The sequence below is a fragment of the Beijerinckia sp. 28-YEA-48 genome, from assembly GCF_900104955.1.
In the GTDB taxonomy this organism is placed as follows: domain Bacteria; phylum Pseudomonadota; class Alphaproteobacteria; order Rhizobiales; family Beijerinckiaceae; genus Terripilifer.
In genome coordinates this window covers 1320366-1346443 of record NZ_FNSI01000001.1, presented here as the reverse complement: position 1 = coordinate 1346443, position 26078 = coordinate 1320366, and the positions used below count along the sequence as shown (strand labels likewise).

Below are 26078 nucleotides of genomic sequence, written 5' to 3'. Positions count from 1 at the left end.
ACCGCCCCTATCAGTTGCCCTCGACCACAATTTGTTGTTCCGCAACGATGCGGCGCCAGCGCGCCGCCTCTTCGACCATTTCTTTGCCAAGTGCCGCCGGCGCGAGGTAAGCGCCCGCAGTCCCCTGGGCACTCGCGGCCGTCGCGGTCTCTGGCTGGTCCAGCACATTCTTGACCGCCGCGGCGAGTTTGCCCACCACGTCCGCTGGCGTGCCGGTGGGCGCGAGCACAAACAGACGCGGCGCCACGTTGAAGCCAGGCACGGCATCCGAGAGCGGCGCCACACTTTCCGCCCCTTCAACGCGCCCCGGGTTCATAAGCGCGAGCGCGCGCAGCTCGCCAGCGTTAGCCTGGGCAACCGCAGAGGTCACACTGACGACACCCAACGGCACCTGACCACTGGCCACGTCGGTGACGATCTGAGCCGCGCCGCGATATGGCACATGCACGACAACCGAGCCTGTCGCTTGTTTGAGGACTTCGAAGCCGAGATGCTGCACGGTGCCTACACCCGAAGTCGCAAAGGAGTAGCGTCCCGGGTTCGCCTTGAGCTGACGCACGAGCTCGGCCGGCGTCTTAGCTGGAAAGTCGTTGCCCGCGATGATGACCAGCGGCGAGACGAAGACACCCGCCACGGGGCTGAAACTCGTCAGAGGATCAAGCGTGTTCTTAGGTTGCAAGATCTTGACGATCAGCATTCCACTTTCGCCCATGAGAAGCGTGTAGCCATCGGGCGGGGCCTTGGCCACCGCGTCGGCTGCGATCTGGCCCGAGGCACCAGCGCGGTTCTCGACCACGATCTGCTGGCCCAACACAGTGGACAAGCGCGCTGCAAGCAGGCGCGCCGCCAGGTCGACGCCGCCACCGGCCGAATAGCCAACCATCAGGCGCAACTGACGGTTCGGGTAACCGCCTTGAACCTGGCCGAGCGCTGGCGCGGCAAAAGCGGTGCCGGCCGCGATGGCGAGAGCAAACAGCGCGCGGCGCCGCATCATATAAAGGATTAAAGCAGAGGTTTTCATGCTTTGCCCTTTCCGCCCGACAAGGGCCGGCGTGCGATTTCCTTGACGCGCTCGACGTTCGGTTCGAAGCCCAGCCCCGGCGTCTCGGGCAATGTCAGCCAGCCGTCTTCGGGCTCCGGCAAGCCATCGTAGATCTGGCGCAGCAGCGCGACGGCGACATAGTGGTATTCGACGAGACCGCCGTTCGCGACGCCAGCATGCAGATGCATGTTATGGAAAGGCCACGCACCACCGTTGTCGATTGGCACGTTGAAGGCCTGGGCCATGCCCGCGATCTTCAGACATTGTGAATAGCCGCCCGAGATCGTGACATTGGGTTGCAGAACGTCGGCGGCCTGCTGCACAAGCAGATCGCGGAAACGGAAAGCCAGGCCTTCGTTCTGGCCGCAAGCCAGCGGGATACGCGTGCGCCGACGCAGCTCGGCCATCTGGCGCACGTCGTTCTGCGTCAACGGCTCCTCGAAGAAAGTGATCCGATGCGGTTCGATACGCTGCGCGAGTTCGGTCGCGTGGAACAGGTCGAGGCCGCAATTGGCATCGACATAGAGATTGACGTCCGGGCCCACGGCTTCGCGCACGGCGCGGACGCGGCGCTCGTCCTCGGCGATAACCTTATCGATCGGCCGTGGCTCGTCGCGCCGCGACAGCGCATGGTCGCCGACCGTCATCTTCAGACGTTGAAAGCCTTGCGACACAAAAAGTTTCGCTGCCTCGGCGAGTTGGTCACGCTCGAAGAAGCCGAAACCAAAAGTCGCGTAGACCGGCACGCGCGAACGCGCCCCGCCGAGCAAGCGCCACAGTGGCAAGCCAAGGGCTTTGGCTTTCAGGTCCCACAACGCCACATCGAGCGCCGCAATCGTATGGCTCGCGTAGCCGGTCTGGCCGCGCGGCGACAACAGCCAGTAAAGCTTGCTCCACAGGCGCTCAATGGCCAGCGGGTCCTCGCCGATAAGCGCTGGACCGGCGACCTCGCGCACGGCGGTGGCAATGACTTCTTCTTCGGTGATGGCGGTCATACCGTGACCGACAAGACCCGTGTCGGTCTCGATCTCAGTCAGACACAGAGAAAGCGAGGTTTCCTTATGTAAACCGACCAGATCAATGGAGACAGGCACGTTGAGCGGCGTGGCGCCGACGCGAACGATCTTCAAGCGTTTCTCCCCATGGCGTTTTCGAGCGAAGGTCGAAACGCGATTTGCTCTGGTCGCGAGTGTGATGCGCCATCACGGCGGGAACAATTCGTTTCTGGCAGGCGCCAGGCTTCGCGCGGGGCGAAGGCTCACGTGAATCGGAAAGCGGCTCGGTACCTCAAGCGGTCGCGGCGCGCAGGTGTTGCAGCAAAGCGCTCGCGGCGACCGACAGACCGTTGAGCCAGCGCACGCCAAGCACGTGTTGGCGCGAGGCCCAGGGCGCGTCGAGCGTGAGGCAGCGTAGCTTGCTGGGCACGGGCTCCTGCATGACGACCCCACGCGGCACCACGCCGATCCCCACGCCCTGCTCGACCATACGGCAAACCATGTCGAAACTGCCGACCTGCATACGCACCTGCAGCGGGCGTTGGGCCTCCTGCGCCGCTGCCTGCAGGGCCCGATGCACGGCTGTGCCCTCACGCACAATCACATGTTCGCAGCTCAAGACCTCTGCCAAGCCGATGCTGCCCCGGCGCGTCAGCGGGTGGTCCGCCGCGACCACCACGGCGAGTTCGTCACGCGCGAAGGGTAAACAGTCGAGATCCAGCGCTGGCGTGCTGGCTTCGAACACACCAATATCGGCCAGACCGCCCTGCACGGCTTTAACCACTTCGGCGCTGGACCGCTCCTGCAAATCGATGCGCAGCATAGGGTGCGTGCGCAGGAACGACCCGATCGGCACGGGCAGGAACTGCGCGATGGCCGAGGCGTTGGCGCTGACCCGCACCACACCGGCCACGCCGCGCTGGAAATCATCCAGCTCGGCGCCGAGCTTATCCATGGCTGAGAGCACAGTGCGCGCATGCACCAGCAGCGCATGCCCTGCGGGTGTGAGCACCACGCCGCGCGCGTGGCGGACGAACAACGGCAGACGGGTGCGTTCTTCGAGGTCGGCGATGCGCTTGCTCGCCGCCGCCAACGCCAGATGGCAGCGCTTGGCGCCCTCGCTGATGCTGCCCAGATCGGCCACAGCCACGAATAGGCGTAGCGATTTCAGGTCAACCGCCATTCAACGCGGCCTTCCGTCGTCGTAGGCGACCCTGGGGCCCGTCAAAGCCATCCCTTGCGGACCATCATCTTCCTCCCCCATCCAGCGCTACACGGCGCAGGATCATTGGGGCTTAAGCTGCCGGTTCTGACGGGCGGAGGCAAGACAATAGGTGCCGGCGGACGCCCCTATTTTCGCTTTGATAAATAAGGCTTCTTGTCATCGCGTTTCGATGAAACGCGATGCACTGCAAGGGGATAGACACCGCCTATCCTCTGCTTATCCGGGGATCCATTCGATCTAACCGGACACACGCCACGGCGAGATTGGCTTATTGCTCGGACAAAGCTGTCGCCTCGGCCGCGCAATGGGGCGCTGGACCGGGTCGCTTCGCCAGCGCCGCCTTCACCTCCGCCTTTGCCGCTTTGAGATCGGCAAGGAAAGCCGCATTGATCTGCAACCGCGAAACGGTCGCCGCGCCCATGATGCGGCCCGCATCGACATCGCTTTGCCAGTGAGCGTTGCAAATCACGCGGCTCTGACCGAAAGCAATGCCGCGCTTAAACAGCTCATCCGAGCGCTCGGGATTGATCTGTGCGAGGACGAGAGCCCATCCCCAGCCTGCGGCCGTGTGGCCAGACGGATAGGAACCGTCTTCACGCAGAATGGCCTCCTGATCCGCCCTGCATGTCGCTTCGTTGTGAACGACGAAGGGGCGAACGCGATTGTACTTGTTCTTCACGCCATAGGTCGACAGGCCGAAATCCGACAGCATCTTCTGCATCATCGCGTAGAGCCGCGGGGTCTGCTTTTCGTCGATCTTGACACCCATCGCGCAGGAGAAATTGTCGGCTGCCTGCGGAAAGGCGAGATCGGCATCGGTGTAGGCGAGCTTCCAACGGGCGGTATCACGGAGTGGAATCGTCGCCTTGCGCGCCTCTTCGTCCCTGGCCAGCGCGGCCGAACCCGCGTCCGGGGGCGCCCCCAGCAGGAGCAAGCTATTTGGCAGGTCGGATCGCTTCAGATAGCCCGGCGCGATCTTGAAATGGGGATCGGTCACGTTAGGCTGAGCCACGCCCGATTGCGCGAAGACCTGTCCACAGATCGCGAGCAGCGCAAACGCGGAAACACCTGCGGTCCGAACCGCAGTCGCAGTCATAGACATTCTCATTCCTTTCAACATCGCCGAGCCCATAAATTGCTCGGTCAGAACCGATACGTTGCAGCCACGGCCGGGCCGTGCTGCGTGACGTCGTAGGAGAAGCCGCCACGGCGATAGTCGACATGAAGCGCCCTGTAGCCGGCTTTCAACGTCAAGTTGTCGCTCCAGGCATAGTTGACACTGCCTAACCCCTGCCAGGACAGGCGCGAGCCGACGCTGAAGCCGCCGACATCGCCAGCCAGCGTCAAGCTCCATGGGCCGCTGAGCTTGATCCCAAGTCGGGCGCCGACGATGGGGTCTGCCCACGTCTGGGATTCGCGATGGTCGATCCGAAGATTGGCGAGCCCGGGCAGAATCTCGAGCCTGTTGTTCAAGTTCCAGAACCGAACACCGCCCCCTGCATCGAGCGAAACGGCCGCCCCTTCATAGACACGATAAAGAACGGAGCCTTGGATGGTCGTGGTCTGCGAGCGCACCTTCAGAGACGAAAAGAAAGGACCAGGCAGATTGCCGCCGGACGTCACCTGCGAGAATTGGCCGTCAACCAGAAAGCTCCACCGATCGACACGCATCTCGGCGGAGCCCATCAACGCGCCGTTGAGCTCCCTGAGCACGTCACGGAAGCGCAAGTTGATGTCGGCGGCGGGAAGCGGTGGGAAGGTCGCGCTCTTCCCGTCGATCGCAGTTGCCCAGATATAGCTCGTAATGGAAAAGCTTGGGCCGGACGCCACGATCGGGGCGCGCGGCGCGCCGGCCTGTGGGAGATCAGACGCCCAAGCGGGAGCGTACAATGATGCCGACATCAACCCGATGAGGAAATAGCGCACTGTTTCTCCTTGAATCACGCTGCCGTCCCACAGCCGACAGCATTTTCCGCCGCGCTTTCGAGGGAGGCAGGACGATGAAGCGCCCCCGACTTACCGGCATTCACGGCGCCGCAGCTCTCACCATGCTGGCGGCAGCTCATACGCCAGGTCGCGACCGGCTCAGTTGAGACGAGACAACAAGGAGTGCCTTCCGTAGCCCCCATCCGCCAATGGCGATGGGGGCGACGAAACCGACTTCTCCCTTTTCGTAGGGTAATCCCTTGAGGCTCAGTTTACGGGCTTCGCCTCTGGGAACTTCCACTTGCCGCTGAGAATGGATTGCTCCGGACGATAAAGCCGCTCGGTGTAGTTCCAACCCTCAACGATCGGCAGACAGTTCGGGATTTTGCCGTCACAGCCGCCGAGCTGGACGACCACCGAGCCGTCTTCGTTCTTCTTCGCTGTAATGCTGTTGATCGAATAAGCGTTGTAGGCGTTTTTCTCGAAGAAGCCCTTTGCGTTGTAGACGCTCACTGACCAGAACTCCTTCACCGGCACGGTCTTTGGCACGTTGATGGTGTAGACGGTTTTGCCATCGTTTTTCGCAGGCGTGAAGCTCAAGTAGGTAGCGTCCCGCTCCGGAATACCGCCCCATCCGGAGGCCGTGCCCATGAGGTGCTGGATCGGATCGACCTGACCACGCGCGCCAAAGGCGCCACGAAAAGACGACTGATGTTTTGACAACGCGAGCAGCGCATTGCGGATGTCCGTGAGGCTCTTCTCATCCCAGTTTGGAAGATCGAGCTTCCCTGTCTCCTTCTGGCTGACCTTGATCGCGTCCTGAAGCCTGTGGACCTCGTCGAGATCCTTCGGATCGTTGGGATTAACCAACGTCCGGACAGCGACGAACGCATACCTGGTACCAACCGATTTCTGCGTCAGTGTAACCGGCTTCGTGCCGTAGGCGACGATTGGCAGGTAGTGATCCTGATCGACGACCATCATCGACATATAGCGCTTGCCCGTGTCAGGCAGCGAGAGCGTGACCGGCCCGGCGGCAAGATCAAACACCGCGAACGAATAAAGCGTATCCCGGTTCATACGGATGACCGTTTGATTATCGATCGATGCGGGCGCTCGGGAGTGCTGAAACTTGCCCAGTCCGCCTATGACCTTTGCATTTGCCGCGAGGTAATGGTCGGTCTCAGCCCGGGCGAAATTGTCAACAGTGACCGGTATTTTGCCGTCTGGCGCCTGGGCAAATGCTCCACTGGTCAGTGCAACTGATGCAAATGCGAGACTGATCCCAACCAAGCGCAACATAAGCCTACCTCTTCATTCAAGGCCGCGCCAAGTAACGCCGAGGAGCCATCCCACAAGGCACGGCACGGGCCAATTCAAATGCCGTCTAACCGATCGCTGTCTGATCGGCAAACGGACTTTGTTCGGACCTTTTCGAGTATAGGCAGATCGTCTGTCTTGCCATTTCGCGCCAAATGCGCGCCTCGCCTGTAGCGAATCCTTGGAAATTCCTAGTAGAAAGCGTCAGCACACGATCGCGGCGAGATCCAATGGCCAACATTCCTTTGACACGCGCCCAGTTTCTTCTGCCTTTCGTCGGAATTCTCGACGAAATCGGTGCGCCGACAGAGACGCTTCTGGAAAAGTTTCGGCTTCCCTCGTCTCTTCAGGAGAAGAGCAATCTCTACGTCCCCCTTCTGCCGGCGCTCCGTTTCGTGGAAACCAGCCAGAGGGCCCAGGGTATTCAAGACTTCGGCTTCCTCGCGAGCCAGCGGCTGCATTACCGCCATATGAGAGAAAAGACACGGGCTCTGATCGCTCATTCCCCGACGCTGCTTGTTGCGCTGCGGCACGCCTGCTACTGGGCGTCGCGGGAAGATACAATTCTGAGCATGTGGATCGAACACGATTATGATCACGTGCGGATTTGCAGCAGGCTCGCCAGGACGGACGGGTTCCTGCATCTGGAGCATGCGCAATGGATCCAGAACATTTTCTCTATATACATCGTTCGGCAATTCGCAGGGCCACACTGGAGGCCGGCGACAATTGCATTTGAAGGCCGTTACAAGCCGAGCCAGACGACACAAGACTCTTGGCCAAATGTACGGTTCCTGTCAGACCAGCACTCCGCCTGGATCAGCCTGCCGGTCGAGCTCCTCAGCCTCTCCAATCATTCGACCGAATTAAACCCTCCGCTGTCCGATCACGACGATGGCTCCTCTGGCTACGACATCGTCGAACTCCTTAAACTGATGTTGCCGTCCTATCTGGATGAAGGCATTCCAATTCTTGCTGACGTCGCGGAGATGGCGGGCGTCAGCGCGCGCACTTTTCAACGCAAGCTCGCGCATGTCGGCCTCTCCTATTCAGACGTACTCGATACCGTCAGATATGAGAGTGCGAGCAAGCTTCTGCGCGACACGGATTGCAAGATTATCGATGTAGCCTTTTCTTCCGGCTACACCGATCCAGCACACTTCAGTCGTGCCTTCCGCCGCATTTCTGGCATTACACCGCGTCGGTTTCGCGAGCAGTCGCGGCCAAGCTAATCGCGTTTCCCGTGGAAGGTCCCGAACAGATGCTCGACCATGCCCGCGCGAGAGAACCCGAGGGATTTTAGGTCGCCGGCGCCGGACGCCGCGAGGCCACGCCATAGACAAGATCGGCACGCCGTTCGAAGGCCTCGGCGAAACGTCGGAAGGCGGTGTCGAAGAGGCCGCCCATCACAATGCCAAGCATGCGGCTGCGGAATTCATAGTCGATGGCGAAATCGATATCCGAGGTGGCGCGATCGGCGGCGACGTCGCGGAAGGTCCAGATGTTTTCGAGCCGGCTGAACGGACCGTCGATATATTCGACCACGATGCGCTGGCCCGGCCGATCGAGCGTCACCCGGCTGGTGAAGGATTCGCGGATCGCCTTATAGCCGACCGACATTTCGGCGATCAGCACCTCATTGCCCTTGGCATCGGTCTGCCGCCGCCGGATCCGCAGCCCCGTGCACATGGGCAGGAACAGCGGATATTTCTCCACGTCGGCGACAAGGGCGAACATGTCGGCGGCGGAATGGCGAACCCGCCGCGTGGTCTGAAATTGGGGCATGGCGTTCCCACGTGCCGTCTGCGATGGCGTCGCCAGCTTCGGCGACCCTGGATCACGATAATTTTGGACTGATTCGGTCCAAAATCATGAAACGCGATCGATTTTAAAAAATAAGAGCGGGATTTTCTCAATCCCGCTCTCGTTTATACCACGGACAAGCTCATCATGCTGGCGCCATCAGGCCGCAGCGGTGGCCCGCGCCGGACGCACGATCACCTTCGCGCCAACCGGCACCCGGCTGTAGAGATCGATAATGTCCTGGTTGAGGAAACGGATGCAACCCGAGGAAACCATGGTGCCAATGCTGTAGGGCTCGGTCGTGCCATGCAGCCGGTAGAAGGTGTCGCTGCCGTTGCGATAGAGATACAGCGCGCGGGCGCCGAGCGGGTTGTCCTCGCCACCGACCATGCCAGCAGCCACCGGGCCGTAACGATCTGGCTCGCGGGCGACCATCTTGGCGGTCGGCGTCCAATGCGGCCATTCGGCCTTCCGGCCAATGGTGGCAACGCCGTTGAAGTTGAAGGCTTCGGTCTTGCCGACGCCGACGCCGTAGCGAATCGCCTTGCCGCCGCCCTGCACCAGATAAGCGTAACGCGCGCTCGGATCGACGATCACCGTGCCGACCGGCTCGTTGGTCGGGAAATTGACCTCGCGGCGCAGGAATTGCTCGTCGATCTGCGTCAGATCCACCGCGTCGACCGGATGCTTCTCGTCCGGCAACTCATCATACATGGCGCGGTAGTGCGGATCGATGGTCGGACCAGGTGCGGCGACGATCATTTCTCTCTGTGAGGCGCAACCGGCAACAGCCAATGGCGCGCCAAGCACAAAAACCCGTCTATCAATCCGCATTTCAATAGCCTCACTCAATATCAAATGAACCGGCGGAAGCGCCTACCTCACCGCGCAGTGCAAAGTTAGTCCCCCGGCCCACTCAATTACGCAACGCAACAATCTGCGCCTTATATGCTCAACCGATCGTTCGACGTCAAATCAACCGTTTGTCAGACGGTTATGCCGAAAGTCATCAAAAGCGCGTTGAATCTCCTCGGCTGTGGTCATGACAAACGGGCCATAAGCGACCACCGGTTCATCGATCGGCAGCCCCGCAAAGAGCAGCACCCGCAGTGGAGTCGAGGCCTCGATCGTCAATATCGCCGTTGCATCGGCCGCCTCGGATGACGGTTCAAACCAAGCCATATCCGGCGCCATGACCTTGATTTTGTTGCCTCCTGCTATGCCTTGACCATCGATGACATAGAGGAAACCCCGCCAAGCGGCCGGCACCTCAACCCGATAGATCGCCTCACGATCAAGCTGGATATCGAGGAAGATCAGCGGCCAGTCGCTGCCATGCTGATGCTCCGCTTCACCGGCCCTGCCGGCGAATACCTTGACCTCTACACCTGGCTCACGATGCACAGGCACACCCGCAAAAGGTTGGTCGGTGTAGCGCGCGGGCAACATTTTGAGACGCGACGGCAGGTTCAGCCACAATTGTAGCGTGTGTACGGGATCGAGCCCCCACGGCTTCTCGCTGTGCAGGACTCCACGGCCGGCCGTCATCCACTGAACGTCACCCGCCCGCAGCACGCCCTCCCCGCCGGTGTGGTCGCGATGCTGCAAGGCGCCATCGAGCACCAGGGTCACCGTCTGCATGCCCCGATGCGGATGGGTGTCGAAGCCACTGGGTGCCTGAAACCAGTCTTCGGAAAAACGCAGGAACGGTGAGATCGACGCGAAATCCGACGTCGAGATCAGCACACGTTTGGCATCGACCTGGCCATTGCCTTGATGAATGGGCGCGCGTTCGACGCGATCAATGATGATGTCCATAGTCCTCTGGCTACCTCGTTCGGCAATTCCGTCACACAGCGGACGCTTGGCCCAAACAGTCTCGCGTCGCTATTGAAACTGTGCCAAGCGTGGAGACAACCCTTTTTGGGAAGATATCGCCTTTTAGGGAAGAGGCGCTCGACGAAGCGAGAAAAGCCCTCCCGGAAGAACTGCATGATTTCGTCATCGCTGTTGAGCGCGCGTGAAACTGTCCGCGCAGGGTAAAGCCAGCAACTTCTGACGCACCCCCTAGCCTACGCCGCAAATCATTATTACGATAACCTCGCCAGTTGCTGGAAAAGCATCGGCGGGAGGAACACGTCATGCCGATCCATCCAGCGATCTATGATGTCGCGATTGTCGGCTATGGCCCAAGCGGTATGTTGGCCGCCATTCTGCTCGGCCGCGCCGGACACCGCGTCGCGGTGATCGAACGCTACACCTGTCTCTACAACCTGCCGCGCGTCGGCATCGTCCACGACGACATCCTGCGCATGTTCCAGGAGATCGGCATTGCCGAGCGGGTCGCGCCCGCCACCCGCTTCCTGCCGAACTATGAACTGGCTCACGACGGACGGGTGCTGCTCTCGAACGATGTCGAGCCCTATGCCACCCATGGCTGGCCAGAATTCACCTCGATCTATCAGCCGGCTTTCGAGACCGAGCTTGATGTCGAGGCGCGACGCCTGCCCAATATAGACCTGCACCTCGGTGCGACGGCGACCGCGATCACGCAGACGGCGGAAACGGTGCGCATCACCGTCGAACAAGACGGCGCTGCGCGCGATATCGAAGCGCGCTTTCTGATCGGCGCCGACGGCGGCAATAGTTTTGTCCGCCAGACGCTAGGCATCGGCTGGGAAGATCTTGGTTTCGATCAGGACTGGCTGGTGATCGATGCCAAGGCCAAGAGCGGTCGCCCTGGCCTGCCGCATCTGCGCCAGTTCTGCGATCCGCAGCAGCCCGGCATGACCATGCAGATGGGGCCACAGCACCGGCGCTGGTCGTTCATGATCTTTCCGGGCGAATCCCACACCGAAGCGATGAAGCCGGAAAACGTCTGGCGCCGGCTCGACCGGCGCGAAGGCGCGACGCCGGACGAGTTCGACCTGATCCGGATCGCCTCCTATCAATTCCAGTCACGCATCGCCACGCGCTGGCAGGAGGGCCGCATCTTCATGGTCGGCGATGCGGTGCATCTGATGCCGCCTTTCCTCGCCCAGGGCCTGTGTTCGGGCTTCCGCGATTCCTTCAATCTGAGCTGGAAGCTCGACCTCGCCCTGCGTGATCTCGCGCCGGACAGCTTTCTCGAAAACTACGTCCACGAACGCGAGCCGCCGGCCCGCGCCACGGTGATCGAAAGCATGAAGGTCGGCTTCAACGTCAACGAACGCGATCCCGACAAAATACGCGCCCGCGACGCGCAGCTGATGGCCTTGCAGGCGCAGAAAGACGCCGGCACCTTCGACAAGGCGTTGATCGCTTTCCGCGTGCCGGGCTATTCGTCAGGCGTCATCGCCGCCAAACATCGCGACACTCTGGGCCGTGGCGACGCTTTTCCGCAGGGGCGCGTGCGCATCGGCGGTCGTGAAGGCCTGTTCGATGATGTGGCGGGGCGCGGCTTTCTCATCATCACGCGCTGCGCCGCAGCCAGCAGCGTTCTAAGTGAGGCCGATCAAGAATTCTGGCAATCCCTCGGCGGCCGCACCCTTGAAATGGCGTGCGCGCACAACGCCGGGCCAACGCAATGCGTCGATCTCGACGGCCGCATCCTGCGCCTGATGGATGAATACGGCGCCGACGTTCTGGTGAAGCGGCCGGATTATTATTTGTTTGGGGCTGGGCGAAGGTTGGCGGACTTGCCGAGGTTGATGGAGGATTTGAGGGAGAGTTTGAGAACGAAGATGTAGATGCCGAGAAGAGTATTGATCGGCACTTCTCCCGGGATAGAGCAGTGCGTTGGTGCTGGGAGACAAGGTCATCGCACCAAGACGTTAGATGCTTACACGCCGCCCCGCATTCTCATTGCCCGATAGACGGGCGGGAAATGTTCAAACATTATCACTCGCATCCAAGACCAGCTCCGGGATGCCAATTGACATCGGCCACGGTAATTTGCATTTTCTGATTGAATGCGACGGCGTGGTCGCGCATTGCCAGAATGGTGCGCTCATCGCTACCCCGCGGGCACTGTACAACGTCAACAGAAACGCCCGCACCGGTTAGCGATTCTCCGAGCATTCGCTCGATCTTCTGGTAGTCGCCAATCCCGCATTGAAACGGGTGCGACATGTAAATCCTGCGCTCTACTCGTGACAGCGCAAGGCAATAACGCCACTCCGTCGCCTGAGCGAAGCCACCAAATATTAAAGACATCGATGCCAATGAGCAGGCTGCCAGCGCGCTATTTCGCATTAAGCTTCATCGTGTGTGCTCGATTTGGCCCTTTGTAAACGTCATACCGAGTGATTGCTTGCCTAGGTTTCGCAGGACATTGTTGCAGTCGTCATATCCTATTTTGCCGCCATCAATTCATACGATCGGCCAATTACACCGTCCTTACATGCTGCCTGATCCGTTACGCGATATCGGACGCTGATAAGCTAGAGCGCGCTGTTATCGCAGATGGAGTGGATATAAGCTGGATGATCGTAACTTGGAAAACCGCCGAAACTCTGTGCCTTGTGGGCGGTTTCTGTTGGGATCACGTCGACACGGATCGCCCCTCACTTGCCCAGCAAGAAGAGTCCGACGGTAAGCATCACCCCCACTGAAAAGCCGGTCCAGAACGGCACCGGATGCCAATTCTTGATATTCCCAGTGCTCTCAAACATCCTTGCCTCCTACCGAGATAGTCAGCGGCGCCAAGCCATTGAAGCTACCCGTAAGATAGGCATGAACGTCTTGATTTCACCGAGACAAAAGGTCTCGAAACACGACTGCTGGCGGACCTCATCGACTCCTATGTGCGGGTGATTCTGAACGATCGGCGCTGTTGGCTGGCGCCACGCATAGGTTCTTCCGATTTTCCGTCTCACGTGTAGAGCCCTCTGCGATTGAGCGGCGCGCAGTGCCGTCTCATCCGTTTTCCTCTCAAGAAACGCCCCCTTCGAGGCCAGACGGCCCGCGCTTGCCTCCATAGCCGTGCCAGTGTCATTCTCGCAGCATGGCCGCGCTAGACGGCCAGACGCACAAGCCTGTCGGCCAAGAGAAAACGCTAAGAGGAAACGCCATGTTCGCCCGCATCGCAGCTGCCTGCCTATCGACCGCACTTCTCCTCGTCCAAGCCGCGCCTGCGGCCGCTGCCTATCCGGATCGGCCGGTGCGTATCATGCTCGGCTTCGCCGCCGGCGGCGGCGCCGACATCATGGCGCGCTGGTATGCGGAGAAACTCGGCAAGCTTTCCGGCGGCACGTTCCTGGTCGAGAACAGAGTCGGCGCTTCCGGCAATCTTTCGCTCGAAGCCGCCGGGCATGCCAAGCCAGATGGCCTAACGCTTCTCTTCTCCGCCACCGTCGGCACGGCCGGCAATGCCGCCTTGTTCCGCAAACTGCCGATCGACGTCGAGAAGGACATCGTGCCCATCGTCGGTTTCGCCGAAACACCCTTCGTCATGGTCGTCGCGCCCGATGCCGGCATCAACTCCGTCGCCGACCTCACCGCAGCCATCAAGGCGAAAGGCGCCCGCGCCACCTATGGCGCGGCGACTGGTAGCGGCGTGGCGTCGTCCGCGCTCTATCTGAACGCCATCGGCGCGGAAGCGACCTATGTCGGCTACAAGGCGACCGCGAATGCCGTGCAGGACGTGACTGGCCGCCAGATCGACTTCGCCTTCGCCGATGTCGTCTATGCCACGGGTCAGGCGCGGCAGGGTCGCATCAAAATCCTCGCCATTTCGTCGAACGAGCGGTCTCCCACCTTGCCGGATGTCCCCACGTTGAAGGAAGCCACCGGCACGAAGACCGGCGACATCGTTGCCGTGTGGGGCGTTTGGGCCCCCACCGGCACACCGCCCGAGATCCTGCGCCAGCTCGAGCGCTGGACGACCGACATCACCAACATGCCCGACACGCAGAAGTTTCTATCCGATCAGGGCGCCACGCCCCGTGCTCTGAATACAGCGGACTATAAGGCGAACTTCGAAACGGCTCTCGGCGCCTGGAAGGACGCGGTGCGGATTGGCAAGATTGAGGTTCAGTGACCCGTCTAGAAGCCAAGCAGACGGTCCAGCAATAGTAGCACCAACCGGCTGCGGGCCGCGGTACTACTGAACATAGGAAAGAAGCAGATCTTTCCTCCACCTATCCATGGTCGAAAGGCTAAGCGCAAGCATTCACCCGCGACGAGCCGAGCGTGGTGTTTCTTGGCAAATACGCTTTCTCGGTTGCAATACAGATAATCTAGCAGAGCTTCCAAAAGGCGCTAAGCAAATTTCTGGATGACTTTATCTAAGAATAGGAGCCCCTAATGCCACGAAAATCAAAGAAGCTAAACCGCCCATTGCAAGTAGGCGATGACGTCACAGCTGCTCCGAACGGCCAACCTATGACAATTCGCGAATTAAGAGCTGATGGTTCCGCTCTTTGCGTTTGGAAAGAGGGTAATGAGCCCAAACAACACACTTTCGTCCTCAGTTCACTGAGCCGCTATGTTCCGACCGGCGTTCTCGGCCTCGCAATTTGGAAAGGGCCGTGATCCACCACACATTTTCCGATGGAGCGGCATCGCCGACGGTTTGTATCCTGTTGGTTGAATGCTCCTGTGCTCATGCCACCACGTGCCAAGTTTGATTTCCTTTGATTTAATTCGCAGCTAATTACTCTGGAGCAGAGATGAGTTTCCCATCGTGGCAGGCGCACCAAGCCAACGACTATGACGCCAAAATGTCCAAACGTTGCGACCAACTGCTACATGAAATCAAGAGTGATCAGTCGCGTCGCCAGTCGATAATTGGTGATCCAAGGCATCTACACGCCGAATTGTTGGCAGATTTCGCCCCGGCAGGATATTCCGAATATGCGGGAACCTATCGAGGAACGCCCGCAACAACACTCGCCAAGAGAGCGGCTAGTTCGCCCAGCCAGTTGGCACCGGGAACGACCTACAATTTTTTGGACGCTTCCCTCGTGCGCCCGGCCATGGATAAAGTTCTAAATCAAGCGTCCACGACGATATCGAGCCGCCAAAGTATCGACGACGCCACAAAGCTATGGCGTTTAGCGTGCACCTTTTGCTGGCTAGGCAAAATCCATCCGTTCTTGGACGGAACCGGGCATATCCAGCGAGCCTTTTTTGCTGCCATGGCCTACGAGTTAGGAATTCCCGTTACCAATCGCTTTTCGATTCATCCGAGGCCGTTTGGCAAACTGCTGGCCATTGCGTTGGAATTATTTACAAGGGCGCCCCAAGGACAGGAGAACGATCAGGTCGATCTCATAGCTGAGTATTTAGCTTTTTTCCTTGGCGGCCCGTTTGATGCTCCGGGAAAAAATTTACCGCCGTAGCTCCTTGTGTCCAATTCGTTGCCAATTGAAGGGCACAAATCGTCCTTACCCGCACGTATAGCAGTCCAACCTGCCGCAACGTGATCGCCGAGGGCTTTCACCTCCAACCCTGTTGCATCTTCACATTGGCCACCAGGAAATCCAGAAACGCCCGCACGCGCGCCGGCAGGTGTTTGCCCTGGCCGACATAGACCGCGTGCACGGCCTCCTCGTCACCGGGGTTAAAGTCCTCCAGCAAAGGCACCAGCCTTCCCGCCTTGATGTCGGGCGCGGAGTGCCAGCACGACAGGCGCCCGATGCCGCCGCCGGCCAAAATCATCAGCCGCATCTGTTCGCCATCGCTGACCAACGAGCCGTCGGGCACCACATTGATGATCTTGCCGTCATTCTGGCCCTTGGCCTCGAGAAACGGCCAACCCTCGCTGGTGCGACGGAAGCAGAAACCGAGCAGCTTATGCTGGGCAAGATCGGCCGGCGTTTGCGGCAGGCCATGGGCTTCCAGATAGGCCGGCGAGGCCACCATCACCATGCGGCTCTGGCCGAGCCGGCGCGCGACGAGGCCTGGCGAGGTGAGCTGGCCGGCGCGGATGGCGAGGTCGGCGCGCTCCTCCATCAGGTCGACCACTTTGTCGGTGAGCGTCAGCTCGATGGTGATCTCCGGGTTCTGTTCCAGAAAACGCGGGATCAGCGGAATCAGGTAGTGCTGGCCGAACGGCACCAGGCAATTGATGCGCAGCCGGCCGCGCGGCGTGGCGCCCAGCGAGGCCTCGCGCTCGGCCGCTGAGAGGTCAGCGAGGATGCGCAGGCCGCTCTCGTAAAAAGCCAAGCCTTCCGGCGTCACCTGCAGTTTCCGGGTCGAGCGGCGGATCAGGCGGGCGCCGAGGCGGTCTTCCAGCCGGGCGATCAGCTTGCTGACCGCCGAGGGGGTCATGCGCAGGTCGCGCGCCGCCGCCGAGAAGCTTTCCGCCTCGACGACGCGCACGAAGACTTCGATTTCGCCGGAGCGGTTGATGTCAGGACGGGCCATTGTGAATTCAATTCACAAAAACTGTGCCTAAATCAAGACTGGTTCACAAACGCCTGCCCCCTCATTTGTGAAGCTCACGCCCGGCGCCGGATTCGGGCAGCCTCCACCCTTGAGAAAACCCATGCCTGTCGCTCTTTATGCCCTCACCGCCGGTGCCTTCGGCATCGGCGTCACCGAATTCGTCATCATGGGCCTGCTGCTCGATGTCAGCGCCGACCTGCACGTCTCGATTTCCGCCGCCGGCCTGCTGATCTCCGGCTATGCCCTGGGCGTGGTCGTCGGCGCGCCGATCCTCGGCGCCATCTCCGGGCGCATGTCCCACAAAGCGCTGCTGATGGCGCTGATGGTGGTGTTCACCATCGGCAATATCGCCTGTGCCCTGGCGCCGGACTATTGGACCTTGATGGCCGCGCGGGTTCTCACCGCCTTCGCCCATGCCTCGTTCTTCGGCATCGGCTCGGTTGTCGCCACTGGCCTTGTCGCACCCGACCGCAAGGCCTCGGCCATCGCCATCATGTTCACCGGCCTGACCGTCGCCAATATTCTGGGCGTCCCCTTCGGCACCTGGCTCGGCCAGCATTTCGGCTGGCGCTCCACCTTCTGGGCCGTCTCCGTCATTGGTGTGATCGCTTGGGGCGTGATCGCGCTTTTCGTGCCGCGCGATGAAAAGCAGCAGGAAAGCGAGGCAGGATCTGAAAATCTCCTCGCCGTGCTCGGCCGCGTCCCGGTTTTGCTTGGCCTGTTGACCACCGTGCTGTCTTGGATCGGCGTCTTCGCCGCCTTCACCTATATCGCGCCGATCCTCACCCGCATCACCGGCTTTTCGGATGCGGCGGTGTCACCAATCCTCTTGGTCTTCGGCGGCGGCCTTGTCGTCGGCAATCTGCTCGGCGGTCGCCTGGCCGATAAGCGCCTGGTGCCCGCATTGCTCGGCAGCCTCGCGGCCCTGTCGGTCGTGCTGATCGCCATGAGCTTCACCCTGCACAACCAGGTGCTGACGGTGATTGCCATCGGCCTGCTTGGCGCAGCGGGCTTCGCCACCGTGCCGCCGCTGCAGACCTGGGTGCTGGAAAAGGCCGAAGGCGCCGGCCAGGGCCTGGCGTCGGGCTTCAACATCGCCGCGTTCAATCTCGGCAATGCCATCGGCGCCTGGCTCGGCGGCTTCGTCATCGATCATGGGCCGGGCCTGGGGTCCGTCACCCTCATCGCCGGCTTCGTGCCACTTCTGGCCCTCTCTGTGGCGCTCTTCGCCCTGCGGCTGGAGCGGCGCAAGGCCTATCGCACGGCTGTGGTAGCCTGTCCGGGCGAATGAAGTGCGAATGAGGCTTGCAAACGTCTCTTATGCTTGGCCATAACCCATGACGCAGCGGTAAGCTGATATTTGGGCCTCAAGACTTCGAGATACGCGATGGAGAACGACAACCTCACCGGAAACACGGCTGCGCCCGATCGCGCGCAGCCCGTCGTCCGCGACGCCAAGACGGCCGACATGGCCGCGGTCCAGACGATCTACGCGCACTATGTTCTCCATGGCCTTGCCACCTTCGAGGAGGTTCCGCCCTCACTCGACGAGATGATCGCGCGCCGCGCCGCCGTGCTGAACTCCGGCCTGCCCTATCTGGTCGCCGAGCGCGATGGCGCAGTGGTTGGCTTTAGTTATGCAGCCACCTACCGGCCTCGCCCGGCCTACCGCTATGCGATCGAGGACTCGATCTATGTCGCCCATGGCCTCGACGGACACGGCATCGGCACCGCCTTGCTCGGCGAACTCATCGCCCGTTGCGAGAGAGGGCCGTGGCGGCAAATGACGGCGGTCATCGGCCATAGCGGCAATGCCGGGTCCATCGCCCTGCATCGCCGTATGGGCTTCCGCCACATCGGCACATTTCAAGCCGTCGGCTTCAAGCTCGGCCAATGGGTCGACACGGTGATGATGCAGCGCGCGCTGAACGATGGTGATCGCAGCAAGCCGACCCCGCTCGCGTGAGCTGCGCTCCTGGACCTGACGCTCGAACTTTAGACATGAGCAATTTTTCACGTTCGGCTTAATGAGAACGCAACCAGAAATACCTAGCTTGGCTCACCGTTAGGATTTCGAACATGCTCAAGATCTTCGGCGCAATTCTGACCATCGTATCCGCGCTTGCCACGCCGGTCATTGCTCTTGCTGATAATCCCGTTGCCGCGCAACTTTCAATCAGTAGCAGTTGGGGTAAGACATTAAATCCAGCCGGCGTGATCCCAAATGACGGGTTTGCGGCGTACTATTTCGATCGAAATCGTCCCACCCGCGCAATATTCCAAGAAAATATCAAAGACGTTGCGATCAAGTACTCATGGTCCGATTTTCACAGCATAAAATCTGAAAATTTCGGCGCCTACTGGGTTGGCAAATTGAAATTCGATAAGCCGGCCACGAAGCAGATCAGCATCAGTCAAAGCTGGGCAAAATCACGAATTTTCATCGACGGCCGTATAGTGTTCGATGATAAAAACACCAGCAAATCTTTTGTGTACGACTTCAGTCCTGGCGAACACGTCATGGAAGTCGAATACATCAATAATTGGCACACCGTTGAATATAAGGTCACGATCGACGATAAAAGGACTCTGCTAACTGAAACCGAGGTCGCTCAATATTTCATGAACAACAAGTCGGACGATGCCGACCTATATTATGTGAGTATGTACGAAAGTCGCGCAAAAGACACGAGCGTGACAGTTGTGCTACCAGCGTCTGATAAGCCGCTGATCCTCTGGCTGGCATCGTATGAAGCCATCGACTGGCGCATATCGACCACGGCTACTGTATCTTCTGTTATTGTCGGCTCATTTAATCCTGGGTCACGCGTCAGTGGCGAAGGTTCAGCACCTATTTCCTACCTAAAGCGAAACTGGAGCGGTATCGTCAACGAAACAAGAAGATGCTCTTGCTCTGCAGGGAACTTTCATTGTGAGAGCAAAACGGGCCTCGAAGACGTCGCTGAGAAATTGCAATCGATAACGAATAGACCTCTAACCGGCTATGCGACGACATACAGCGCTGATGGTTTAACGACGAAGCCCTACGATGCGACCGCGGTCGGTCGCCTTGAATTGCGCAGGAAGGACGAGCTAGCTGGGCAAACGAGTTGCCGTCAGCGTGCTGATCCCGATTTTGATACATTGATGAAATAAGGCTGCTTTAATGCACCCAGAAGACACTCGGCGCATTGCCTGCGAGCCGTTCGATCTCCGCCACGTCATCGCCGCTCAAGAATCCGCTCACCGCATCGGCGTTCTGCTGCACCTGTTCCGGCGTCGAAGCGCCGGCGATGACGCTCGGCACCACCCGGCGTGATAGCAGCCAGCGGAATGCCAGTTGCAGCATGGTGATGCCGCGCGCCGTGCAAAATTCATCGAGCCGTTCGACGATCTCGTAATTGTTGTCGCGCAGGAAAATATCGGCGAGCATTTCGCTCTTGGTCAGCCGTCCCTCCGGCAATGGCACGTTGCGGCGATATTTGCCGGACAGGAAACCGCTTGCCAGCGGAAAGAACGGCAACAAACCAAGCCCGTGATGTTCGAGCGCCGGCAGCAGTTCCGCTTCCACGTCGCGCGCCAGGAGGCTGTACTGGTTCTGGCTGGAGATGAAGCGCTCGGCGTTGAGCTTATCCGACGCATGCAAAGCATCGACCAGCTGCCATGTCGGCATGTTGGACATGCCGATGTAGCGCACCTTACCCTGCCGCACGAGATCGTCGAGACCACGCAAGGTCTCCTCGATCGGCGTGACATGGTCGGGAAAGTGCAGCTGATACAGATCGATCCAGTCGGTGCCGAGACGTTTCAAGCTTGCCTCGACCGCCGCGATCATATAGCGGCGCGACCCGTTGGAGTCATGGCTGCTGCGATCGAGCGGCAGGCCGAACTTGGTTGCGATGACCGTATCAGCGCGGCGGCTGCCCAGCGCGCGACCAAGGATCTCTTCCGACGCGCCGGAGCGGTTCATCGGATAGACATCGGCCGTGTCGAAAAAGTTAACGCCGGCGTCGAGGGCAGCATGGATCACCTTGCGCGAATTCTCCTCGTCAAGGCGGCCGCCGAAATTGTTGCAGCCGATGCCCAGCGTCGAGACGCGCAGGCCCGAACGGCCAACTGTCCGAAATTCCATGGCCTTCCTCCTCACATTCACAAGTGATGACGCGCTCAACGGCGTTCTTAAGCGTGTGCATAGCCGCGTCCCCTGTAGCGGTCAACGCGTCAGCAAGTGAGGTCGGCAAGTGCCTAACTGGACACACGCGGAGCCTTACCTTAGTCTTTGCCGTGCTGGAGGAAACAGATCACATGAAGTACCGTGCCGAAAAGCTCGTCTGCCAAAAACTTGTTGGCTTAGCGATGGCGCTTGGCTTGTCCGCCTGCGCCACAGTCGAGAACCTGACGCCGACGACAGCGCAAGCGCCGGCTTCCGGGAACTATCAGACCCTGCCGGCGGACCGAATGATCGGCAAATGGGGCATGGCCTCCTACCGCGAAGACAAGGATCGCGCCCGCACTGAGCGCATCGCGCGGCAATGTCGCCAGCCCTATGTGATTGCCAAGGGCCCGACTGACGGCGTGCTGATGCATGTCGCCGACGATCCGAAAGAATATGAATTGGCGCTCAAGCGTGCGCGTGATGGCAAGACCTATCTCGGCTTCGCCACGCCACCTGGCGATCCGCAGGATCGTGAAATCATCTCGATGACCGACAAAGAGATGATCATGCGCTTTGTCGATCCCGATGCGAACAACCGCTACGGGACCTTCATCTATGTACGGTGTTAAGAAAGGGCGGGCATGACGACGCAAGATAAAATATCGACCCGCCCATGGTTGGCAGCCGCGCTGGTTGCCGCCGTGGCCTTGCTGGCCCCTTCTTTCGCGCAGGCGCAGGCGGCCTCCGCTGCAGCGCAGCGCGAGACCATGAATGTCGGCGACGAACCGGGCCGCATTTCGACCGAGGAAACCATCATCCGTGATGGCCCCTATGCCCGCCAGCTCGTGTTCTTCCGCTCCAACGAGGCACCCGGCACACTGGTGATCCACACCTCCGAACGCTTCGTTTATTACGTTCTCGGCAACAACCGGGCGCTGCGCTACGGCATCGGCGTCGGCCGCGAGGGTTTTCAATGGTCGGGCCTGGTCAAAGTCAGTCGTAAGGCTGAATGGCCCGACTGGACGCCACCGCCGGAAATGATCACCCGCCAGCCCTATCTGCCGCGCTTCATGGCTGGTGGCCCTGGTAATCCGATGGGCGCGCGCGCCATGTATCTCGGCTCCACCGTCTATCGCATCCACGGCACCAATCAGCCGGAAACCATTGGCCAATCGATCTCCTCCGGCTGCTTCCGTCTCGCCAACGGCGACGTCATCGATCTCTTCTCTCGCACCAATGTCGGCGCGAAAGTCATCATTCGCCATTCGGCGCAACTTTAATCAGATCGCAAGGACATTCCATGCTCGATCAGTTTCGCACCACAGGCCTAGCGCTTGGACTGGCGTTAACCGCTATCACCCTGCCCGTCCACGCCGGCACGCTCGATGACGTCAAGCAACGCGGCACTTTGTCGTGTGGCGTCAGCACCGGTCTCGGCGGCTTTTCCGAGCAAGATAGCAAAGGACAATGGAACGGCTTCGATGTCGATTTCTGCCGTGCCGTCGCGGCGGTGATCTTCAACGATCCAACGAAAGTAAGCTTCGTTCCGCTCTCCGCCGCCGATCGCTTCGAGGCGCTGAAAGCTAAGCGCATCGATCTCCTGTCGCGCAACTCATCTTGGACCTTCGAGCGCGAGGCCGGGCTCGGCCTGCTGTTCACCGGCATCACCTATCACGACGGCATGGGCTTCCTTGTCGCGCGCAAGCCACAGGTGGTTTCGGCGCTCGAACTCAACAACACGTCTGTGTGCGTGCAGGAAGGCACGACGACCCGCGCCAATCTTGCCGATTTCTTCAAAGCCAATTCGATGACCTACCGCGAGGTGCTTGTCGCCTCGCCGGCCGATGCCATCAAGTCGCTGGAGAAAGGCGATTGCGACGTCTTCACCGCTGACCAGTCAGCCCTCTACGGTGAACGCCTGAAACTGTCCCAGCCCGGCACTGCCGTGGTCCTGCCCGACGTTGTCTCGAAAGAGCCGCTCGGCCCGGCCGTGCGCGGCGACGATGTCGCCTGGTTCAATCTGATTAAATGGACCAATTTCGCACTCATCAATGCGGAGGATCTCGGCATCGCCACGACAACGGTCGACGAGGCGATGAAATCGACCAAGCCCGACGTGCGCCGCTTCACCGGCACCGAAGGCGGCTTTGGCGCGCAACTTAAGCTCGAACCCGATTGGGCAATCCGGGCTGTGCGCGCCGTCGGCAACTATGGCGAGATTTTTGAGCGCAATGTCGGCGCACAGTCCAAGCTCGGCATCCCGCGTGGTCTAAACCAGCTCTGGTCGAACGGCGGCATCCTCTACGCCCCACCCTTGCGCTAGAGTAGAACGCGTTTCGATCGAAACGCGACATTGCAAAGCTATCCCCACGGATTACCGCGATCGTTCAAATTGTAACGATCGCGGTGATGCTTTTTTAGCGTCATTGAATTCAAATCATTTGAATTGATTGTTCAACGATAAGCCCCTCAAGGGAGCGATAGTTTAACGCCAATGACCATTCATCTTGATAGAGATTTGCCCGACTTTTCGTCTCGGCACCAAGATCTTCTCCGGCAACTGAGCGGCGATCCCAGCCAATATCTCGAAGAAATTCCGCACGCGGCTCGACCGCGGCTGGTTTTGAAAAACGTTGCTGACGAGATCGTCGACGAAATTCCCCTGAGCGTGGAAGCGTTGCAGGCGCTGATCGATCTCATGACCGTCGGCGCCCTCGAACGCTACTACTTTCCCGGCCAAGATAGACGCGTCGCTTATCGCTTGGCCGGCCGCCATGCAGCGCATGCACGCCAAGCGGACGGGCAACGACGGATCGCATGATCAAATCCGAATAAAACTCTCCGACACGTAACGTCCGTCATTGCGATGACGTTGAAGCGTTCGCGTACCAACGATGGCCAGCGCGGCTCAGCCATAAAATCGGCAAACAGCCAAGATCAGATGGGCTCTGCCCGCGCCCGACGTAGGATTATAACAAACTAAATCTTCGCCTCTCTCCGTTGACGTTTGCTATCGTCATGTGTTCGTTCGCGGCCATGTCCCCGTCGAGAGGTCTGCCCATGTATGTCGCCATGAACCGTTTCAAAGTCCGCCCCGAAGCCGCCACCCCGTTCGAGCAGATGTGGCTGAAGCGCGAGACGCGACTGCCGGAAGTGCCGGGCTTTCTGTCTTTCCATATGTTGCGCGGACCGCAGCGCGAGGATCACATTCTGTTTTCCTCCTACACGCTGTGGGCCTCGCGCGAGGCTTTCGAAGCCTGGACCAAATCGCCGCAATTCGCCTCCGCCCATAAGTCGGCAGCGAGCAAGACCGCCGGCGATGAAAAGTCGGAACCCGAAAAGCAGCCCATGACAATCGGCCCTTCGCAGTTCGAAGGCTTTGATGTCTTGCAGGTCATTGACGGAAAATCCTCCGGAAAAGCCGCATAAGCGGCGGAGCCGCAGCTATTTCGTCAATGTTGGAATTTCGGTTGCAAGCCAGAAGTTGAAGGTCAGAGAATGCCGGTCATCACCCCACGGGGGCTAGAAATCAATTTGGACGCGGCTTTGCCACTTGAAGCGGTGCACGTCGCCCGCGCCTTGCTGAGAACGTCGCGGATCGCCGCCCTGGCGACGATCGATCCCAGCGGCTACCCCTATAGCACCGTCACAAATCTGGCGATTGAGCCGAACGGAACACCGTTTTTCTATACGGCAGGCCTGGCACTGCATGCGCGCAACATCGATGGCGACGAACGGATTTCACTGACCGTTGCCGAGACCAGTACCGATGTCATGACTACGCCAAGGCTGACACTGGTGGGCCGAGCCGTCTTGGTTCCTGACCATGAGATCGCCGAACTGAAGCAGCGCTATGTCGACCGATACCCCAAAGGCAAACTGTATTTGTCGTTGCGCGACAGCCGGCTTTACCGTCTCCAGGTCGAGGGCGTGCAGCTGAATGGCGGCCCCGCCCGCAACGCCAACGACGTGCAACCGCAAGACCTGCTTACGGAGCTGGCGGGCGCGGAAGCGCTGATGGCGAGCGCATCTGAAATCATCGCTGTTCTGAACAGCGGCGAGCAACCGTCAAACCTGGCTGTTCGCTCCGGCGCGAAACTCGGACGATGGCGCGTGACCTCCATCGATCCGACGGGAATCGATCTCGCAACGACGGATGCGCTTGCCCGTCTGTGGCTTCCGCAGCCGGTGCATTCGAAGGATGAATTCTTCGCAGCGCTCGCCGAGATCGAGGCGCAACGCCCGTAACCAGGTTGGAGACAGCGAGCTGTCTCCAACATATACCGCTCTATCGATTGAAGCGGATCGGCACCGCCAGCGAAATCGTGCGGCCGCCCATATTCTCGGGCGGCTGCGGCACCGGGCTTGCCCGCCGCATCATCGCCACCGCCTCGCCATCCAGCGCTGGATCGCCGGAGCTGCGCACCAGGCTCGATGACAACACCCTGCCCGATCGGTCAATGGTGAAAGAGACAGAGGCGGCCCCAGCCCCATTCGCGCCCGCTGGGAAACGCTTGTAGCGGTTGAGATGAGCGATCAGGCTACCGCGCCATGACGCTATCGCCGCCCCGGAGACAGGCGCTGAAGCCGCCACCGGCGCTGCGGCGCTGGGCTGGGCCGCGAGACGCGACGCGGCAGCGCGCGGCGGTGCCGCATGTTCCGGCTTATGATGCTCCACCTTCGCTTGTCGAACCTCGCGCTTTGGTTCCTTCGGCTTCACCTCGCGCACCGGCTTCGGCACGACCTTCGGTTCAATCTTCGGTTTCGCCGTCTCCATCACCACGTCGCTCTCATGCGTCGTGGGCGGCGACGCTTCCACCGCCTGTTCAAGCTCGGGCTCCGGCGTTGGCTTCTCGGCCGTTTCCGCGGGCACCGGCTCCTCGACCGGCGGCGGTTCGGTTTTCACCACGTCCGGCGTCGGGGGCGCATCCTCTTCGGCCGTCTCGGGATCGACAGCCAAAGAGGCCAGTTCGATGATCATGCTCTGGGCGGGTTCCGCTGCCTCGGCCGGATTGAGCCGCCAGCTCACCGCCAGCCAGACCACCGCGCCATGGGCGAATGCGACCAACAGCCCCGCTGCGACCCAGCGCAGGCGCATGCCCCAGAGGCTCTTTCCGTCCGCAGGCTGTCCGAAATCGTAGCTGTTCAACATGGCCTTCTCATCCGATAGCCGGAGGACAGGTCATGCGCGGTCTCCGGCATCAATCGTCTATAGCCAAGTATTTCCTTCGCGCAACAGAT

26 protein-coding genes are annotated in these 26078 nt (G+C 60.2%); 13 read left to right on the top strand and 13 right to left on the bottom strand.

Translation table 11 applies throughout. From position 1 onward, the window contains the following. Window positions 1-10: 10 nt before the first annotated feature. The 6 genes from BLW50_RS06290 to BLW50_RS06265 form a co-directional block, all read right to left on the bottom strand. Window positions 11-1021, bottom strand: coding sequence for a Bug family tripartite tricarboxylate transporter substrate binding protein (locus BLW50_RS06290; protein ID WP_090699053.1), 1011 nt, complete (start codon window positions 1019-1021; stop codon window positions 11-13). Beyond that, window positions 1018-2172 carry a mandelate racemase/muconate lactonizing enzyme family protein gene (locus BLW50_RS06285; RefSeq protein ID WP_090699049.1) on the bottom strand — a complete coding sequence of 385 codons (1155 nt, stop codon included), beginning with the start codon at window positions 2170-2172 and terminating at the stop codon, window positions 1018-1020. Before BLW50_RS06285 ends, BLW50_RS06290 begins: the two co-directional genes overlap by 4 nt. 157 nt (window positions 2173-2329) lie before the next feature. Continuing rightward, window positions 2330-3220, bottom strand: coding sequence for a LysR substrate-binding domain-containing protein (locus BLW50_RS06280; protein ID WP_090699047.1), 891 nt, complete (start codon window positions 3218-3220; stop codon window positions 2330-2332). A gap of 310 nt (window positions 3221-3530) precedes the next feature. Beyond that, window positions 3531-4358: an acid phosphatase gene (locus BLW50_RS06275; protein WP_090699044.1), complete on the bottom strand. Its 828-nt coding sequence runs from the start codon at window positions 4356-4358 to the stop codon at window positions 3531-3533. Window positions 4359-4405: 47 nt separating this feature from the next. Beyond that, window positions 4406-5206, bottom strand: a complete 801-nt coding sequence (locus BLW50_RS06270; RefSeq protein WP_139267498.1) for a hypothetical protein — start codon at window positions 5204-5206, stop codon at window positions 4406-4408. Window positions 5207-5455: 249 nt separating this feature from the next. Beyond that, window positions 5456-6490, bottom strand: a complete 1035-nt coding sequence (locus tag BLW50_RS06265) for a DUF1254 domain-containing protein (protein WP_090699039.1) — start codon at window positions 6488-6490, stop codon at window positions 5456-5458. Between the two features lie 248 nt (window positions 6491-6738). Here BLW50_RS06265 and BLW50_RS06260 point away from each other — a divergent pair, with 248 nt between their 5' ends. Continuing rightward, the gene (locus BLW50_RS06260) at window positions 6739-7740 is read left to right on the top strand and encodes a helix-turn-helix transcriptional regulator (RefSeq protein WP_139267497.1); all 1002 of its coding nucleotides are present in this window, start codon (window positions 6739-6741) and stop codon (window positions 7738-7740) included. A 67-nt stretch (window positions 7741-7807) separates the two neighbouring features. Here the strand turns inward: BLW50_RS06260 and BLW50_RS06255 are convergent, their stop codons facing one another. The 3 genes from BLW50_RS06255 to BLW50_RS06245 form a co-directional block, all read right to left on the bottom strand. Continuing rightward, complete coding sequence (locus BLW50_RS06255; RefSeq protein ID WP_090699036.1) at window positions 7808-8293, bottom strand: type II toxin-antitoxin system RatA family toxin; 486 nt, start codon at window positions 8291-8293, stop codon at window positions 7808-7810. Window positions 8294-8470: 177 nt separating this feature from the next. Beyond that, window positions 8471-9145, bottom strand: coding sequence for a L,D-transpeptidase (locus tag BLW50_RS06250; protein ID WP_090699034.1), 675 nt, complete (start codon window positions 9143-9145; stop codon window positions 8471-8473). Window positions 9146-9286: 141 nt separating this feature from the next. Further along, window positions 9287-10129, bottom strand: coding sequence for a pirin family protein (locus tag BLW50_RS06245; protein WP_090699029.1), 843 nt, complete (start codon window positions 10127-10129; stop codon window positions 9287-9289). A gap of 323 nt (window positions 10130-10452) precedes the next feature. Between BLW50_RS06245 and BLW50_RS06240 the strand changes: the two genes are divergently transcribed. Then, window positions 10453-12039, top strand: a complete 1587-nt coding sequence (locus BLW50_RS06240) for a bifunctional 3-(3-hydroxy-phenyl)propionate/3-hydroxycinnamic acid hydroxylase (RefSeq protein ID WP_090699027.1) — start codon at window positions 10453-10455, stop codon at window positions 12037-12039. A gap of 151 nt (window positions 12040-12190) precedes the next feature. Here BLW50_RS06240 and BLW50_RS06235 read toward each other — a convergent pair whose 3' ends face one another. After that, the gene (locus BLW50_RS06235) at window positions 12191-12544 is read right to left on the bottom strand and encodes a hypothetical protein (RefSeq protein ID WP_139267495.1); all 354 of its coding nucleotides are present in this window, start codon (window positions 12542-12544) and stop codon (window positions 12191-12193) included. A gap of 817 nt (window positions 12545-13361) precedes the next feature. Between BLW50_RS06235 and BLW50_RS06225 the strand changes: the two genes are divergently transcribed. Together BLW50_RS06225 and BLW50_RS06220 are read left to right on the top strand one after the other, a co-directional pair. Beyond that, window positions 13362-14330: a Bug family tripartite tricarboxylate transporter substrate binding protein gene (locus BLW50_RS06225; RefSeq protein WP_170850013.1), complete on the top strand. Its 969-nt coding sequence runs from the start codon at window positions 13362-13364 to the stop codon at window positions 14328-14330. A gap of 631 nt (window positions 14331-14961) precedes the next feature. Then, window positions 14962-15633: a Fic family protein gene (locus tag BLW50_RS06220; RefSeq protein WP_090699016.1), complete on the top strand. Its 672-nt coding sequence runs from the start codon at window positions 14962-14964 to the stop codon at window positions 15631-15633. Window positions 15634-15730: 97 nt separating this feature from the next. Here BLW50_RS06220 and BLW50_RS06215 read toward each other — a convergent pair whose 3' ends face one another. Then, entirely contained in the window at window positions 15731-16660 is a 930-nt protein-coding gene (locus BLW50_RS06215; RefSeq protein ID WP_090699014.1) for a LysR family transcriptional regulator, read from the bottom strand. A gap of 121 nt (window positions 16661-16781) precedes the next feature. Between BLW50_RS06215 and BLW50_RS06210 the strand changes: the two genes are divergently transcribed. The 3 genes from BLW50_RS06210 (at window position 16782) to BLW50_RS06200 (ending at window position 19837) form a co-directional block, all read left to right on the top strand. Then, complete coding sequence (locus tag BLW50_RS06210) at window positions 16782-17972, top strand: MFS transporter (protein WP_090699011.1); 1191 nt, start codon at window positions 16782-16784, stop codon at window positions 17970-17972. Between the two features lie 96 nt (window positions 17973-18068). Further along, window positions 18069-18647 (top strand): GNAT family N-acetyltransferase, encoded by a 579-nt coding sequence (locus BLW50_RS06205; protein WP_090699008.1) that lies wholly within the window; start codon window positions 18069-18071, stop codon window positions 18645-18647. A gap of 113 nt (window positions 18648-18760) precedes the next feature. Continuing rightward, window positions 18761-19837 (top strand): hypothetical protein, encoded by a 1077-nt coding sequence (locus BLW50_RS06200; protein ID WP_090699005.1) that lies wholly within the window; start codon window positions 18761-18763, stop codon window positions 19835-19837. Window positions 19838-19844: 7 nt separating this feature from the next. Here BLW50_RS06200 and BLW50_RS06195 read toward each other — a convergent pair whose 3' ends face one another. After that, window positions 19845-20813 (bottom strand): aldo/keto reductase, encoded by a 969-nt coding sequence (locus BLW50_RS06195; protein WP_090699002.1) that lies wholly within the window; start codon window positions 20811-20813, stop codon window positions 19845-19847. A gap of 173 nt (window positions 20814-20986) precedes the next feature. Here BLW50_RS06195 and BLW50_RS06190 point away from each other — a divergent pair, with 173 nt between their 5' ends. From BLW50_RS06190 to BLW50_RS06165, 6 genes are all read left to right on the top strand, one after another. Next, window positions 20987-21466 (top strand): hypothetical protein, encoded by a 480-nt coding sequence (locus tag BLW50_RS06190; RefSeq protein ID WP_090698999.1) that lies wholly within the window; start codon window positions 20987-20989, stop codon window positions 21464-21466. A gap of 12 nt (window positions 21467-21478) precedes the next feature. Next, complete coding sequence (locus BLW50_RS06185) at window positions 21479-22117, top strand: L,D-transpeptidase (RefSeq protein ID WP_090698997.1); 639 nt, start codon at window positions 21479-21481, stop codon at window positions 22115-22117. 20 nt (window positions 22118-22137) lie between these two features. After that, complete coding sequence (locus tag BLW50_RS06180; RefSeq protein ID WP_090698994.1) at window positions 22138-23160, top strand: amino acid ABC transporter substrate-binding protein; 1023 nt, start codon at window positions 22138-22140, stop codon at window positions 23158-23160. Window positions 23161-23331: 171 nt separating this feature from the next. Further along, window positions 23332-23658, top strand: a complete 327-nt coding sequence (locus BLW50_RS30250) for a hypothetical protein (protein WP_139267494.1) — start codon at window positions 23332-23334, stop codon at window positions 23656-23658. Between the two features lie 239 nt (window positions 23659-23897). Next, a complete protein-coding gene (locus tag BLW50_RS06170; protein ID WP_090698989.1) occupies window positions 23898-24266 on the top strand; it encodes an antibiotic biosynthesis monooxygenase family protein in 369 nt (122 codons plus the stop codon). A 69-nt stretch (window positions 24267-24335) separates the two neighbouring features. Next, entirely contained in the window at window positions 24336-25085 is a 750-nt protein-coding gene (locus BLW50_RS06165) for a HugZ family pyridoxamine 5'-phosphate oxidase (RefSeq protein WP_090698986.1), read from the top strand. Between the two features lie 40 nt (window positions 25086-25125). Here BLW50_RS06165 and BLW50_RS06160 read toward each other — a convergent pair whose 3' ends face one another. Continuing rightward, window positions 25126-25989, bottom strand: a complete 864-nt coding sequence (locus BLW50_RS06160; protein ID WP_090698982.1) for a TonB family protein — start codon at window positions 25987-25989, stop codon at window positions 25126-25128. Window positions 25990-26078 lie beyond the last annotated feature (89 nt).

Coding starts and splice junctions, on each gene's coding strand:
- BLW50_RS06290 (WP_090699053.1), bottom strand. CDS start 1,021: ATGAAAACCTCTGCTTTAATCCTTTATATGATGCGGCGCCGCGCGCTG.
- BLW50_RS06280 (WP_090699047.1), bottom strand. CDS start 3,220: ATGGCGGTTGACCTGAAATCGCTACGCCTATTCGTGGCTGTGGCCGAT.
- BLW50_RS06275 (WP_090699044.1), bottom strand. CDS start 4,358: ATGACTGCGACTGCGGTTCGGACCGCAGGTGTTTCCGCGTTTGCGCTG.
- BLW50_RS06265 (WP_090699039.1), bottom strand. CDS start 6,490: ATGTTGCGCTTGGTTGGGATCAGTCTCGCATTTGCATCAGTTGCACTG.
- BLW50_RS06260 (WP_139267497.1), top strand. CDS start 6,739: ATGGCCAACATTCCTTTGACACGCGCCCAGTTTCTTCTGCCTTTCGTC.
- BLW50_RS06255 (WP_090699036.1), bottom strand. CDS start 8,293: ATGCCCCAATTTCAGACCACGCGGCGGGTTCGCCATTCCGCCGCCGAC.
- BLW50_RS06250 (WP_090699034.1), bottom strand. CDS start 9,145: ATGCGGATTGATAGACGGGTTTTTGTGCTTGGCGCGCCATTGGCTGTT.
- BLW50_RS06245 (WP_090699029.1), bottom strand. CDS start 10,129: ATGGACATCATCATTGATCGCGTCGAACGCGCGCCCATTCATCAAGGC.
- BLW50_RS06240 (WP_090699027.1), top strand. CDS start 10,453: ATGCCGATCCATCCAGCGATCTATGATGTCGCGATTGTCGGCTATGGC.
- BLW50_RS06235 (WP_139267495.1), bottom strand. CDS start 12,544: ATGCGAAATAGCGCGCTGGCAGCCTGCTCATTGGCATCGATGTCTTTA.
- BLW50_RS06225 (WP_170850013.1), top strand. CDS start 13,362: ATGTTCGCCCGCATCGCAGCTGCCTGCCTATCGACCGCACTTCTCCTC.
- BLW50_RS06220 (WP_090699016.1), top strand. CDS start 14,962: ATGAGTTTCCCATCGTGGCAGGCGCACCAAGCCAACGACTATGACGCC.
- BLW50_RS06215 (WP_090699014.1), bottom strand. CDS start 16,660: ATGGCCCGTCCTGACATCAACCGCTCCGGCGAAATCGAAGTCTTCGTG.
- BLW50_RS06210 (WP_090699011.1), top strand. CDS start 16,782: ATGCCTGTCGCTCTTTATGCCCTCACCGCCGGTGCCTTCGGCATCGGC.
- BLW50_RS06205 (WP_090699008.1), top strand. CDS start 18,069: ATGGAGAACGACAACCTCACCGGAAACACGGCTGCGCCCGATCGCGCG.
- BLW50_RS06200 (WP_090699005.1), top strand. CDS start 18,761: ATGCTCAAGATCTTCGGCGCAATTCTGACCATCGTATCCGCGCTTGCC.
- BLW50_RS06195 (WP_090699002.1), bottom strand. CDS start 20,813: ATGGAATTTCGGACAGTTGGCCGTTCGGGCCTGCGCGTCTCGACGCTG.
- BLW50_RS06190 (WP_090698999.1), top strand. CDS start 20,987: ATGAAGTACCGTGCCGAAAAGCTCGTCTGCCAAAAACTTGTTGGCTTA.
- BLW50_RS06185 (WP_090698997.1), top strand. CDS start 21,479: ATGACGACGCAAGATAAAATATCGACCCGCCCATGGTTGGCAGCCGCG.
- BLW50_RS06180 (WP_090698994.1), top strand. CDS start 22,138: ATGCTCGATCAGTTTCGCACCACAGGCCTAGCGCTTGGACTGGCGTTA.
- BLW50_RS30250 (WP_139267494.1), top strand. CDS start 23,332: ATGACCATTCATCTTGATAGAGATTTGCCCGACTTTTCGTCTCGGCAC.
- BLW50_RS06170 (WP_090698989.1), top strand. CDS start 23,898: ATGTATGTCGCCATGAACCGTTTCAAAGTCCGCCCCGAAGCCGCCACC.
- BLW50_RS06165 (WP_090698986.1), top strand. CDS start 24,336: ATGCCGGTCATCACCCCACGGGGGCTAGAAATCAATTTGGACGCGGCT.
- BLW50_RS06160 (WP_090698982.1), bottom strand. CDS start 25,989: ATGTTGAACAGCTACGATTTCGGACAGCCTGCGGACGGAAAGAGCCTC.